Source organism: Streptomyces aurantiaciflavus, assembly GCF_049808595.1.
Taxonomy (GTDB): Bacteria; Actinomycetota; Actinomycetes; order Streptomycetales; family Streptomycetaceae; genus Streptomyces.
In genome coordinates this window covers 93,883-106,952 of record NZ_JBNCAQ010000003.1, presented here as the reverse complement: position 1 = coordinate 106,952, position 13,070 = coordinate 93,883, and the positions used below count along the sequence as shown (strand labels likewise).

Below are 13,070 nucleotides of genomic sequence, written 5' to 3'. Positions count from 1 at the left end.
CATGTGACGAAATCTCGAACAGCCGAAAGGTAACTTCCGTGCGCATCACCGGAATCAGCACGCATGTGGTCGGGACGCCGTGGCGGAACCTGACCTACGTCCTCGTGCACACCGACGAGGGCATCACGGGTGTCGGCGAGACCCGCATGCTGGGCCACACCGACGCGCTGATCGGCTACCTGAGGGAGGCCGAGCAGAACCACATTCTCGGCTCCGACCCGTTCGCTGTCGAGGACCTCACGCGCCGCATGAAGTACGGCGACTACGGTCGCGCCGGCGAGATCGTGATGTCCGGCATCGCCGTCGTCGAGATGGCCTGCTGGGACATCAAGGGCAAGGCCCTCGGGGTCCCGGTGTGGCAGCTGCTCGGCGGGAAGGTGACCGACAAGGTCAAGGCCTACGCCAACGGCTGGTACACCACCGAGCGGACCCCGGAGGCGTACCACAAGGCCGCCCAGGGGGTCATGGAGCGCGGGTACAAGGCGCTCAAGATCGACCCCTTCGGCACCGGGCACTTCGAGCTGGACCACGAGCAGACCCTGTACGCCGTCTCCCTCATCGAGGCCGTGCGCGACGCCATCGGGCCGGACGCCGAGCTGATGCTGGAGATGCACGGCCGGTTCTCGCCCTCGACGGCCGTCCGCCTCGCCAAGGAGCTGGCGCCCTTCAAGCCCGCCTGGCTGGAGGAGCCCTGCCCGCCGGAGAACCTGAAGGCGCTGGAGAAGGTCGCCGCCAAGGTCGACATCCCCGTCGCCACCGGCGAGCGCATCCACGACCGCATCGAGTTCCGTGAGCTCTTCGAGAGCCAGGCCGTCGACATCATCCAGCCGGACGTCGGCCACATCGGTGGCATCTGGGAGACCCGGAAGCTCGCCGCGACCGCCGAGACCCACTACATGCTCGTCGCCCCGCACAACGTGGGCGGGTCCGTGCTCACCGCCGCCTCCCTCCAGGTCGGCTTCACCTCCCCCAACTTCAAGATCCTGGAGCACTTCAACGACTTCGCGGACGCGGAGATCAAGAAGGTCGTCAAGGGTGCGCCGGAGGTCGTCGACGGGTACTTCCACCTGTCCGACGCGCCCGGTCTGGGCGTCGAGCTGGACGTCGACGCGGCCGCCGAGTTCCCGCAGCAGCAGGCCCGCTTCGACCTGTGGGCCGAGGGCTGGGAGCAGCGCAAGCCGAAGGGCACGCAGAAGTGAGCACCGCCGTCGTGATCGAGGCGCCCGGCGAGCACCGGCTCACCGAGCACACGCCTCGTGAGCCGGGGCCCGGCGAGGCACTCGTCCGCGTGCACGCCGTGGGCATCTGCGGCAGCGACCGCGAGGTGTACCAGGGCAACCGGCCCGAGGGGTACGTCCGCTACCCCCTCACCCCCGGCCACGAGTGGTCGGGGACGGTCGAGGCGGTGGGCGCCGGGGTGCCGGAGTCCCTCGTGGGCCGCAAGGTCGTCGGTGAGGGCTTCCGCAACTGCCAGGTGTGCGACCGCTGCCACGCCGGTGAGACGACGCTGTGCACGGACGGGTACGAGGAGACCGGGTTCACCCAGCCGGGTGCGATGGCCGCGACCCTGACCCTGCCGGCCCGGCTGCTGCACGTGCTGCCGGAGGACGCCGACCTCACGGCGGCGGCCCTGCTGGAGCCGGCCGCCTGCATCGCGGCCGCCGCGATCAAGGCCAACGCCCTGCCGGGCGAGCGGGTCGCGGTCGTCGGGACCGGGACGCTGGGCATGTTCGCCGTCCAGTTCCTGAAGGCGGGCTCGCCGAGCGAGCTGCTGGTCGTGGGCACGCGCAACGACCGGGAGGCGCTCTCGCGGCAGTTCGGGGCCACCGACTTCCGCACCCGGGGCCAGGAACTGCCCGACGACTTCGACGTCGTGATCGAGACCGCCGGTTCGGCGTCCGCCGCGCAGACCGCCGCCTCCCTGCTCAGGCGTGGCGGGCGGCTGGTGCTGACGGGCATCCCGGCGCCGGGCGCCGACGGGCTCGACCCGACGGACCTGGTGGTGCGGCAGCTGGAGGTGCACACCGTCTTCGGGGCGCCGCCGGACGCCTGGTCGCACACGGTGCGGGTGTTCGGGGCCGGGTTGCTCGATCCGCTGCCGCTGGTGACCCACGAGCTGCCGCTCGCCGAGTTCTCCGCCGCGATCGAGCTGGTGGGATCCGGCGATCCGAAGGTGGGCAAGGTGCTGCTCCGCCCCTAGACGTACGCCGGTACGGGGGCACCCTGACAGCCCCCGTACCGGCGTACACCCAAGCCCCCCATGTCTTGATGCCCGAATCCCGTCCGACATTTCGAACACGAAGGACAGCTTGTGACGACCGACGCTCCCGCCACGGCCGCCCGTCGACCCGGTGAGCAGGCGCTCACCTCGCTCGGCCTGGGCGCGCCCGCCCTCGACCCCGCCGACGCCTCCGCCCACACCTTCCCGGGCGGCGGCCGCTGGCGCACCGAGATCCCCTCGTGCGAGGGTCCCGAAGCGCTGGCCGTCGTCCTGAAGGAAGCCTCGCGGCTCGATGTGCCGATCCACCGGATCAGCCAGGGCAGCGGTGTGTGGATGCTGACCGACGCCGAGATCACCGAGATGGTCGAGGCCACCGCCGAGCGTGACATCGAGCTGTGCCTGTTCACCGGTCCGCGCGGTACGTGGGACATCGGCGGCTCGACCCGTACCGACTCGCGTGGCGCCGGTCTGAGAGCCCGCGGCCACGACGCGGTGGCCGGGTGCGTGGAGGACGCCGTCCGCGCCACGGAGCTGGGCGTGAAGTGCCTGCTCGTCGCCGACGAGGGCGTGCTGTGGACGCTGCACCGGGCGCGGGTGGCCGGCATCATCCCGGCCGACACCACGCTGAAGGTGTCCGCGCTGATCGGCCCCGTCAACCCGGCCTCGTACGCGGTGTACGAGCGGCTCGGCGGCGACTCGATCAACGTGCCCAGCGACCTGACGCTGGATCACCTCACCGAGATCCGCCGGGTGTCCGGCGCTCCCATGGACATGTACATCGAGGCTCCCGACGATCTCGGCGGGTACATCCGGATGTACGAGGTCGCCGAGCTGATCCGACGGGGCGCGCCGCTGTACCTGAAGTTCGGCCTGTCCAAGGCGCCCGGCATCTACCCCTACGGCCACCACATGCGGGATCTGACGCTGTCCACCGCCAAGGAGCGGGTGCGGCGCGGACGGCTCGCCCTCGACCTGCTCGCGCGGCACGGAGCTGACGCAGACATGGCACCTCTCGGCTCGCGTCTGCCCGGCGAACTGAACAGGTTCGACGCCCAGTCATAACGTTCCGGAAACCTCGCTTCACAGAAGCCACCACAGGCACCCAGAATCCCACACATCTTCTTCTTCTCGGTCTTCCCGGCGTCAGCGCGCCGGGAGCGCCCTCGGCACCGCGAGACCGATCCCCTGCACACACATCAAGGATGATGATCATGCGTAACCGCAGAGCCGCCCTCGCCGCCATAGCCGGAGCCGCCTCCCTCGCCCTCACCCTGTCCGCCTGCGGGCAGTCCGGCGAGGGCGGCAGCGAGGAGAAGGCCGGCGACGCCAAGGGCGGCACCATCGGCATCTCGATGCCGACCAAGTCCTCCGAGCGCTGGATCACCGACGGCGCCAACGTCGAGAAGGACCTGAAGGCCAAGGGCTACAAGACCAAGCTGGTCTTCGGCGAGGACGACCCCGACCAGCAGGTCTCCCAGATCGAGAACCTGATCACCCAGGGCGTCAAGGCGCTGATCGTCGCCGCCATCGACAACAAGTCCCTGAACAACGTCCTCCAGCAGGCCGCCGACGCCAAGATCCCGGTCATCTCCTACGACCGTCTGATCCTCGGCACGAAGAACGTCGACTACTACGCGTCCTTCGACAACGAGAAGGTCGGCAAGCTCCAGGGCCAGTACATCGTCGACAAGCTGGGTCTGGCGAGCGGCAAGGGTCCGTTCAACATCGAGCTCTTCGCCGGCTCCAACGACGACAACAACACCAAGTACTTCTTCAACGGTGCGATGAGCGTGCTCCAGCCGTACATCGACAGCAAGAAGCTGGTGGTCAAGTCCGGCCAGACCAAGCTCACCCAGGTCACCACCCTGCGCTGGGACGGCGCCACCGCCCAGAAGCGCATGGAGGACAACCTCACCTCGGCGTACACCAAGGGCCGGGTCGACGCGGTGCTCTCGCCCTACGACGGCATCTCCATCGGCATCATCGCCGCCCTGAAGTCGGACGGCTACGGCACCGCGGCCAAGCCGCTGCCGGTCATCACCGGCCAGGACGCCGAGCTCGCCTCGGTGAAGTCGATCATCGCGGGCCAGCAGTCGATGACCGTCTACAAGGACCTGCGCAAGCTCGCCCAGGTCGCCACGGACATGGTCGACGCCGCCCTCAACGGCAAGAAGCCCGAGATCAACGACACCAAGTCGTACGACAACGGCACCAAGGTCGTCCCCGCCTACCTGCTGCAGCCGGTCGGCGTCGACAAGACCAACTACGAGAAGGAGCTCGTCCAGGGCGGCTACTACACGGCGGACCAGCTCAAGTAAGTCGACCCTTAAGGATTGGAAGGCACGACCATGGCGGGACCCGTCCTGGAAATGCGCTCGATCGTCAAGACCTTTCCCGGCGTCAAAGCGCTGTCGGACGTCACACTGACCGTCCGTCAGGGCGAGGTCCACGCCATCTGCGGTGAGAACGGCGCCGGGAAGTCCACCTTGATGAAGGTGCTCTCCGGCGTCCATCCGCACGGAACCTACGACGGCGACATCCTCTTCGAGGGGGAGGTCGTCCAGTTCAAGGACATCCGGGCGAGCGAACAGCACGGCATCGTGATCATCCACCAGGAGCTGGCGCTGTCGCCGTACCTCTCCCTGGCGGAGAACATCTTCCTCGGCAACGAGCACGCCAAGGGCGGGTTCATCGACTGGCGGGAGACTCTGCGGCACGCCACGGAGCTGCTGCGCCGGGTCGGTCTCAGCGACCACCCGGAGACCCGCGTCGCCGACATCGGCGTGGGCAAGCAGCAGCTCGTGGAGATCGCCAAGGCCCTCTCGAAGAAGGTCAAGCTCCTCATCCTGGACGAGCCCACCGCGGCCCTGAACGACGAGGACAGCGGCAAACTCCTGGATCTCATCCTGGAGTTGAAGAAGCAGGGCATCACCTCGATCATCATCTCCCACAAGCTCAACGAGATCCGCAAGGTCGCGGACTCGGTGACGATCATCCGCGACGGGCACACCATCGAGACGCTCGATGTGAAGTCGCCGGAGACGACCGAGGACCGGATCATCAGCGGCATGGTCGGCCGCGACCTCGACCACCGCTTCCCCGAGCGCACCCCGCACAAGGCGGAGAAGGACGCGGCCCCGGCCCTGGAGATCCGCGACTGGACCGTGCACCACCCGATCGACCAGCAGCGCAAGGTGGTCGACGACGTGTCGATCCAGGTGCGCCGCGGGGAGATCGTCGGCATCGCCGGCCTCATGGGCGCCGGCCGCACCGAGCTCGCCATGAGCGTCTTCGGGCGCACCTACGGCCGGCACGCGGGCGGAACGGTCCTCAAGGACGGCAAGGAGATCCGCACGAAGACGGTCGCCGAGGCGATCGGCCACGGGATCGCGTACGTCACCGAGGACCGCAAGCACTACGGCCTGAACCTCATCGACACGATCAACCGCAACATCTCGCTGACCGCCCTGAACAAGGTCGCCAAGCGGGGCGTGGTCGACGAGCAGGAGGAGCGGCAGGTCGCCGAGGGCTACCGCAAGTCCATGAACATCAAGGCGCCGACCGTCTTCGAGCCGGTGGGCAAGCTGTCCGGCGGCAACCAGCAGAAGGTCGTCCTCAGCAAGTGGATCTTCGCCGGTCCCGACGTGCTGATCCTGGACGAGCCGACGCGCGGTATCGACGTCGGCGCCAAGTTCGAGATCTACACGGTGATCGACCAGCTGGCCGCCCAGGGCAAGGCGGTCGTCTTCATCTCCTCCGAGCTGCCCGAACTGCTCGGCATGTGCGACCGCATCTACACCATGGCCGCCGGGCGGCTCACGGGCGAGTTCCCGCGGGCCGAGGCCACGCAGGAAGTGCTGATGCGCCAGATGACGAAGGACAAAGAGGTAACGCGATGAGCACGGACGTGACCAAGAGCCCGGCGGCCGCGCCGCCGGAGAAGAGCGGAGGCTCAGCCTCCGGCGGCGGGCTGCTGCAGCTGGTGCTGAACGGCCTGCGCAGCAACATGCGCCAGTACGGCATGCTGATCGCGCTCGGCCTGCTCGTGATCCTCTTCCAGGTGTGGACCAGCGGCGACCTGCTGCTGCCGCGCAACGTCTCCAACCTGGTCCTGCAGAACAGCTACATCCTGATCCTCGCGATCGGCATGATGCTGGTGATCATCGCGGGTCACATCGACCTGTCGGTCGGTTCGGTGACGGCGTTCACCGGCGCCTTCGCGGCCGTACTGACCGTGCAGCACGGTGTGGCGTGGCCGCTCGCGCTGGCGCTGTGCCTGGCGATCGGCGCGGTCGCCGGCGCGGCACAGGGCTTCCTGATCGCCTATCTCGGCATACCCTCCTTCATCGTCACCCTCGCGGGCATGCTGATCTTCCGTGGTCTAACGGAGATGTTCCTGAAGGGCCAGACGCTCGGCCCGTTCCCGGACGGTCTGCAGAAGATGGGCAACGGCTTCCTGCCGGAGGTCGGCCCGGACACCAACTACCACAACCTCACGCTGCTGCTGGGCTTCGTCCTGCTGGCGTTCGTGATTCTCCAGGAGGTCCGCGACCGCAAGCGTCAGCAGGAGTTCTCCCTGGACGTGGCGCCCACGAACCTCTTCCTGCTGAAGCTCGTCGCCATCTCCGCCGCGGTTCTCGCCGTCACGTTGCTGCTCGCCAGCTACAAGGGCGCGCCGATCATCCTGCTGGTCCTGGGTGTGCTGGTGGTCGGCTACGGCTACGTCATGCGCAACGCCGTCTTCGGCCGGCACATCTACGCGATCGGCGGCAACCTCCCGGCGGCGAAGCTGTCGGGCGTCAAGGACAAGAAGGTCACCTTCCTCGTCTTCCTGAACATGGGCGTGCTCGCGGCCCTGGCGGGTCTGGTGGTCGCCGCGCGTCTGAACGCGGCCTCGCCGAAGGCGGGCCTCAGCTTCGAACTCGAGGCGATCGCCTCGTCGTTCATCGGCGGCGCGTCCATGAGCGGCGGTGTGGGCACCGTCCTCGGCGCGATCATCGGTGGTCTCGTCCTCGGTGTGCTGAACAACGGCATGAACCTGCTCAGCGTCGGCACCGACTGGCAGCAGGTCATCAAGGGCCTGGCCCTGCTGGCCGCGGTCGGGTTCGACGTCTGGAACAAGCGCAAGTCCGGTTCGTAAGTCAGCAGACGGGCCCCGCCGGAGAAACCGGCGGGGCCCCATCCTTGCCCCGGGAGGCAGGACACCGGTGAAGAACCTCTTCGGCAAGCTCGCCGACGGCACCGAGATCCACAGCTGGTCCCTGGAGAACGGCGGGACCCGCCTGAAGGTCCTCTCCTACGGCGGCATCGTCCAGTCGCTGGAGATCCCCGACCGGCACGGCCGCCACGCGAACGTCTCCCTCGGCTTCGACACCATCGAGGACTACGTCGCCGGCAGCCCGTACTTCGGCGCGCTGATCGGCCGCTACGGCAACCGCATCGGCGACGGGCGGTTCACCCTCGACGGCGAGGCCTGCCAGGTCGGCGTCAACGACGGCGTGAACAGCCTGCACGGCGGCGCCGAGGGCTTCGACAGCCGGGTCTGGGACGTGCAGCCGTTCACCGCGGGCTCCGACGTCGGCCTGTACCTGTACCGCACGAGCGCCGACGGGGAGATGGGCTACCCGGGCACGCTGAAGGTGAAGGTCACCTACACCCTCACCGAGCACGGCGACTGGCGCATCGACTACGAGGCGACCACCGACAAGGTCACCGTCGTCAACCTCACCAGCCACGTGTACTGGAACCTCGCCGGCGAGAGCGGCGGCACGATCCACGACCACGAGCTGAGGATCGACGCCTCCCACTTCACACCCGTCGACTCGGGACTGATCCCCACCGGTGAACTGGCCGAGGTCGTCGGCACCCCCTTCGACTTCCGCCGGACCAAGACCGTCGGCGAGGACATCCGCGTCGCCCACCAGCAGCTGCTGTACGCCAAGGGCTTCGACCACAACTGGGTCCTCGACAAGGGCGTCACCGCCGAGCCGGTGGCCGTCGCGACCCTGCGCGACCCGTCCTCGGGCCGCGCGATGACGGTCTCCACCACCGAGCCCGGCATGCAGTTCTACTCCGGGAACTTCCTCGACGCCACGCTCGTCGGTACGGGCGGGACCGTCTACCGCCAGGGCGACGGCCTGTGCCTGGAGACACAGCACTTCCCGGACTCGCCGAACAAGCCGTCGTTCCCGTCGACGGTGCTGCGGCCGGGGCAGGTGTACCGGACGACGACGGTGCACTCGTTCGAGCACTGACCGCCGGCCGCTGACCGCCGCCCGCTGACACACGCTCACAGGGGGCGTACAAGTTCTCACCGATTCCTCAGCGGTTGAACAGCGCCGCCCCAGCCTCCGTATGTACGGGTGGCCCGCGCTCCCCCGCGCGGGCCACCCACATGACGACGGGCCCGGTCGTCCCCACCGGGCCCGCCCCATACGGAGGTTCCATGGCCGACAACGTCACCTCGCTGTTCCGCAGCACCGCGGCGCACAGCCCGTCGATGGCGGCGCTGACGCGTGAGGGCGGCGACGGGGTCGGTCCGGTGGACTTCTGCATCCCCTGCAATCCGTACTTCCCCACCCCGGCCATGCTCGAGACGATGTCCGCGAAGCTGCGGGACATCATCACGTACTACCCGAGCAGCGCCGACACGATCACGGCCGAACTGTGCAACCTGCTCCAGCTCCCCCCGCAGGCCGTGGCGATGGGCAACGGCTCGACCGAACTCATCACCTGGATCGACCACCTGCTGGTCCGTGAGTCCCTCGCCGTCCCCGTCCCCACCTTCGGACGCTGGACCGACCAGCCGATGGAGACCGGCAAGCGGGTCGACATGTTCCCGCTCCAGGAGTCCAGCGGATTCGCCCTGGACCTCGCGCAGTACGCCGAGTTCATCCGCACGCGCGGCACCCGTGTGGCCGTCATCTGCAACCCGAACAACCCCGACGGCGGCTTCCTGCACAAGCACGCGCTCGTGCAGTTCATGGACGCGATGGCCGACCTGGACCTGATCGTCATCGACGAGTCGTTCCTGGAGTTCGCGGACGCCGAGGCCGAGCCGAGCGTGGTCCAGGAAGCGATGATCCGGCCGAACGTCATCGTCCTGCGCAGCCTCGGCAAGAACTTCGGTCTGCACGGCATCCGGTTCGGCTACATGGTCGCCAACCCCTCCCTCGCCGGCAAGGTCCGCTCGATGCTGCCGAAGTGGAACCTCAACGCCTTCGCCGAGTACGTGGTGTTCATGCTCAAGGAGCACGGCCCCGAGTACGCGCAGAGCCTGCTGCAGGTGCGGCGGGACCGTCTCGACATGGCGAGCCAGCTCTCCGCGCTGCCCGGTCTGACTGTTTATCCGTCACAGGGGAACTTCCTCTTCGTGCGTCTCCCCGTGGGCGCCGAGGGCACCGTGGTCCGGGACCGCCTGCTCACCGAGCATCGCATCCTGGTCCGCGAGTGCGGCAACAAGATCGGCTCCTCCAGCCGCTTCCTGCGGCTCGTGGTGCGCCCCCAGGTGGACGTGCGTCGCCTGGTGTCCGGCCTGGAACAGGTGCTCTACGGGACCAGGAGGGGAGCCGCCGTGCCCGAGCTGAGCGCCGGGACCAGCTACAGCTCGGGTACGGCGGCAGTGGATCGGCTGGTGGGTGCCACCAACGGCGCCGGCATGCAGGGCCTTGCCGCTCAGGCCGTCGGTGCCGGAATGCCGGGTCCGGCAGCAGCCGCCCCGGCCGCCGCCGTCGGCATGCAGATGCCGGCGGCGGCCCAGTCGAACGCGTCCAACGGCGCGGGGATGCCGCTGCCGGCGGCGGCCCAGATCTTCCCCCAGTCGGTCCCCGCGCCCGCACCCGCGCCCGTCCCGGCACCGGCCCCCGTACCGGCCCCCGCGGCGGCGGCCGCGATGGCGCCCGTGCCGGCGCCGACGCCCCAGATGGCGCCGATGGCGCCGGCGGCGGCCATGACCCCCGCGATGCCCCAGGCCCCCGTCCCCGCCATGGCCCCCGCCGCCCAGGTGCCCGCCTCCCCCACCCCGCCCGGCGTCCCGGCCAGAGGCGGTCTCACCGCCGCGCAGGTCCGCGGCACCAACGGCCTCTCGCCCGCGGCGGCCACCGGGTGGCCCAACGCCCAGAGCTGGCCGAACGCGGCGGGGATGGGGCAGACCGGCTGAGCCCTGGGGCTGCCGCCCCCAGAACCCGATGTCGGCTCCGAACGGGCCTCGTCCTAGACCGGGTTCAGCCTCCACTGCTGGCAGGCGTTGTTCAGCCAGGTCCACTGGCGTACGTCCGCCCCGTCCGCTGTCGAGCAGTTCGCCACGTCGGCGACCTTGCCGGTGGCCTGGTTGACGATGCGGACGTAGTCGTTGTCGGTGGCGATGAAGCGGAAGCGCTGGCAGGTGTTGTTCAGCCAGCTCCACTGGCGCAGGTCGGCGCCGTCGGCGGCGGAGCAGTCGGCGGTGTCGAGGACCTTGCCGGTGGCCACGTTCACGAGGCGGCTGGTGTCGTCGCCCTGGTCCTCGATGCGCCAGCGCTGGTTGGCGCCGCCGTTGCAGGTGTACTGCAGGACGTTGGCGCCGTCGGCCGAGGAACTCCCGGCCACGTCCAGGCACTTGCCGCTGTTGCGGTTGGTGAGGGTGTAGGTGGTGGAGACGGTGGACGGCTCACCGGACGGTCCCGCAAGACTCGCGCCGAGGCGGACCGGGGTGCCGAAGTTCGGGGTGCCGTCGGAGTTCCAGGTGAACTTCTGGGCCCGCGTCGTACGCCCGTTGTCGCAGCCGTCCGACGCGGCGTCGTTGGCGTGGTAGACGATCCAGTTCTCCGTGCCGTCGGGGGACGTGAAGAAGCCGTTGTGGCCGGGGCCGTAGACGCCGTTGGCGTCGTTGCGCTGGAAGACCGGCGTGGACTTCTTCGTCCAGGACGACGCGGAGAGCGGGTCGCTGCCCGTGAGGGTGAGCTGGCCGAGCTTGTAGTCGGGGGTCCAGCAGCCGCTCGCGGAGTAGACGAGGAAGGTCTGCCCGTTGCGCTGGAGGATCTCCGGCCCCTCGTTGACCGTGCCGTTGCGCTCCCAGTCGTAGGTGGGTGTCGAGACGGTGGAGAAGCCGGTGGCCAGGGTGTAGGGGTTGGACATGCGGGCCGCGACGAGGTTCTGGGTGCCGCCGCTCGCACTGCCGAAGAGGTAGAGCTGCCCGTTGATGGTGGCGACGGTCGGGTCCAGCATCCAGGCCGAGTTGAGCTGGTTCTTGTAGGTGTACGGGCCGAGCGGGTCGGCGCCCGCGCTCTCCAGCACATGCGTCCGCTGGGTCGGGTTGTAGTCGGAGACGTTCTGTCCGGCGACGTAGTACAGGTACCAACGCCCGTTGAGGAAGTGCAGCTCCGGTGCCCAGATGTTGCAGCAGCGGGAGGCGGCGTCGCCCTTCCACACCTGGACGTTCGGCGCGGTGGCGAGGCCGGCCAGGGTCGCCGACTTGCGGATGGTGATGACGTCGGTCCAGCTCGTCGTCACCAGGTAGTAGTTGCCGTTGAAGTAGGAGATCCAGGGATCGGCGCCCTTCTGCGCCTTGACCGGGTTGGAGAAGGAGGCCGCGCTCGCCGAGGACTGTCCCAGGGACAGGGCGAGCAGTAGTGCGGCCAGCAGGGTCAGTAGGCGACGGGCCATCCGCTGCTCCAGTTCAAGAGGTTGATGCCGAGTTTCGGCGTGCCGTTGTCGTTGCCGTCGTAGTAGTGGTAGACGATCAGGTCCCCGTCGGCGTCCTTCATGATCGACTGCCCGCCGGGGCCGATGTACCGCCCGTGCGACTCCAGCACCGGCGTCCCGCCGTTGTTCATCAGGGCGACGCCGTTCCTGTCGTAGTACGGCCCCGTCACGCTGGTGGCGCGGCCGACCTTGACCTTGTAGGTGGAGCTGGTGCCGGCGCAGCAGGTGTCGTAGGAGGCGAAGAGGTAGTAGTAGCCGCCCCGCTTGACGACGAAGGGGGCTTCGACGGCCTTGGTCCCGGTGGGGCGGGAGGCCAGGGAGTACCGGGTGGTGTTGGTCGACAGCTGCTTCCCGGTGGACGGGTTGACCTGGATCATCTTCAGTCCCGTCCACCAACTCCCGAACGACAGCCACCACTTGCCGTCGTCGTCGACGAAGAGGTTGGGGTCGATGGCGTTGTAGTCGCTGGAGGTGGTGGAGGTGTGGACGGTGCCCTGATCGCTCCAGGAGCCCGGCAGACCGGTGCTGGACGTCGCCAGCCCGATGGCCGACTTGTTCGAGCCGAAGGTCGAGACGGCGTAGTACATCAGGTACTTGCCGCCCTGGTAGGAGATGTCCGGCGCCCACGCCTCGGTCGTCCCGTACGACGACCACCAGCCCGGCCTCGTCGAGAAGGCGTCGCCGCCCGCGCTGAACGCGATCCGGTCGGTGGAGGTGCGGTAGGACAGGCCGCCGCCGGTGGCGTAGAGGAGGTAGCGGCCGGCGGAGGTGCGGATCATCGTCGGGTCGTGGACGACGGTGGATCCGGTGACCGTGCCGGGGTTGGGGTAGGCGGAGGCGGTGGTGGGGGTCAGGGCGAGCAACACGGCGGCAGGGACGGCCAGAAGGGTGGCCCTGCGGGACGTGCGAGGCATGCGGGAGGTGTGGGGGATGCGGGAGGTGTGGGGGGTGCGGCTCATGCGGACGCTCCTTCAGCGGGGGATGACTGTTCGCGATGTCGAACAGCAGTCGCGTCGTCGGACGGGACCGTAGAGTCGAACCCCTTGCGCGTCAATGGTCCGCGCAGTCACTCGAAACTCTTCGAGAAACGGCGATTGCCCCCGCCCCCGGGGGGGGGGGCGGGGGGGCCCCCCCGGGGGGGGGGGCGGGGCCGCCCCCGGCACCGGGT

The 13,070-nt window shown here is 68.9% G+C and carries 9 protein-coding genes and 1 pseudogene; 8 read left to right on the top strand and 2 right to left on the bottom strand.

Annotation, left to right across the window (positions count from 1 at the left end; all coding sequences use genetic code 11):
- Window positions 1-38 precede the first annotated feature (38 nt).
- The 8 genes and pseudogenes from ACPT94_RS03920 (at window position 39) to ACPT94_RS03885 (ending at window position 10,379) form a co-directional block, all read left to right on the top strand.
- Window positions 39-1,199 (top strand): mandelate racemase/muconate lactonizing enzyme family protein, encoded by a 1,161-nt coding sequence (locus ACPT94_RS03920; RefSeq protein ID WP_360343312.1) that lies wholly within the window; start codon window positions 39-41, stop codon window positions 1,197-1,199.
- Window positions 1,196-2,200: a zinc-dependent alcohol dehydrogenase gene (locus tag ACPT94_RS03915; protein WP_360343309.1), complete on the top strand. Its 1,005-nt coding sequence runs from the start codon at window positions 1,196-1,198 to the stop codon at window positions 2,198-2,200. Before ACPT94_RS03920 ends, ACPT94_RS03915 begins: the two co-directional genes overlap by 4 nt.
- A gap of 111 nt (window positions 2,201-2,311) precedes the next feature.
- On the top strand, window positions 2,312-3,283 hold the full coding sequence (locus ACPT94_RS03910) for a glycosyltransferase family protein (RefSeq protein ID WP_425245107.1): 972 nt from the start codon (window positions 2,312-2,314) through the stop codon (window positions 3,281-3,283).
- Between the two features lie 149 nt (window positions 3,284-3,432).
- Window positions 3,433-4,539, top strand: a complete 1,107-nt coding sequence (chvE, locus tag ACPT94_RS03905) for a multiple monosaccharide ABC transporter substrate-binding protein (protein WP_360343303.1) — start codon at window positions 3,433-3,435, stop codon at window positions 4,537-4,539.
- 30 nt (window positions 4,540-4,569) lie between these two features.
- The gene (mmsA, locus tag ACPT94_RS03900) at window positions 4,570-6,120 is read left to right on the top strand and encodes a multiple monosaccharide ABC transporter ATP-binding protein (RefSeq protein WP_360343300.1); all 1,551 of its coding nucleotides are present in this window, start codon (window positions 4,570-4,572) and stop codon (window positions 6,118-6,120) included.
- Window positions 6,117-7,361 carry a multiple monosaccharide ABC transporter permease gene (gene mmsB / locus ACPT94_RS03895; protein WP_360343297.1) on the top strand — a complete coding sequence of 415 codons (1,245 nt, stop codon included), beginning with the start codon at window positions 6,117-6,119 and terminating at the stop codon, window positions 7,359-7,361. The genes mmsA and mmsB overlap by 4 nt, the downstream gene beginning before the upstream one ends.
- Window positions 7,362-7,395: 34 nt before the next feature.
- A pseudogene (locus tag ACPT94_RS03890) lies at window positions 7,396-8,475 on the top strand (aldose epimerase family protein); the annotation flags it as partial.
- Between the two features lie 191 nt (window positions 8,476-8,666).
- On the top strand, window positions 8,667-10,379 hold the full coding sequence (locus ACPT94_RS03885) for a pyridoxal phosphate-dependent aminotransferase (protein ID WP_360343294.1): 1,713 nt from the start codon (window positions 8,667-8,669) through the stop codon (window positions 10,377-10,379).
- Window positions 10,380-10,432: 53 nt separating this feature from the next.
- Here the strand turns inward: ACPT94_RS03885 and ACPT94_RS03880 are convergent, their stop codons facing one another.
- Both ACPT94_RS03880 and ACPT94_RS03875 read right to left on the bottom strand, forming a co-directional pair.
- A complete protein-coding gene (locus ACPT94_RS03880; protein WP_425245106.1) occupies window positions 10,433-11,863 on the bottom strand; it encodes a family 43 glycosylhydrolase in 1,431 nt (476 codons plus the stop codon).
- Window positions 11,845-12,816: an arabinan endo-1,5-alpha-L-arabinosidase gene (locus ACPT94_RS03875; RefSeq protein ID WP_360343387.1), complete on the bottom strand. Its 972-nt coding sequence runs from the start codon at window positions 12,814-12,816 to the stop codon at window positions 11,845-11,847. The genes ACPT94_RS03880 and ACPT94_RS03875 overlap by 19 nt, the downstream gene beginning before the upstream one ends.
- Window positions 12,817-13,070 lie beyond the last annotated feature (254 nt).

What these genes read in the sequence shown, in the direction of transcription:
- chvE (WP_360343303.1), top strand. Translation starts at nt 3,433, where the DNA reads ATGCGTAACCGCAGAGCCGCCCTCGCCGCCATAGCCGGAGCCGCCTCC.
- mmsA (WP_360343300.1), top strand. Translation starts at nt 4,570, where the DNA reads ATGGCGGGACCCGTCCTGGAAATGCGCTCGATCGTCAAGACCTTTCCC.
- mmsB (WP_360343297.1), top strand. Translation starts at nt 6,117, where the DNA reads ATGAGCACGGACGTGACCAAGAGCCCGGCGGCCGCGCCGCCGGAGAAG.
- ACPT94_RS03885 (WP_360343294.1), top strand. Translation starts at nt 8,667, where the DNA reads ATGGCCGACAACGTCACCTCGCTGTTCCGCAGCACCGCGGCGCACAGC.
- ACPT94_RS03880 (WP_425245106.1), bottom strand. Translation starts at nt 11,863, where the DNA reads ATGGCCCGTCGCCTACTGACCCTGCTGGCCGCACTACTGCTCGCCCTG.
- ACPT94_RS03875 (WP_360343387.1), bottom strand. Translation starts at nt 12,816, where the DNA reads ATGCCTCGCACGTCCCGCAGGGCCACCCTTCTGGCCGTCCCTGCCGCC.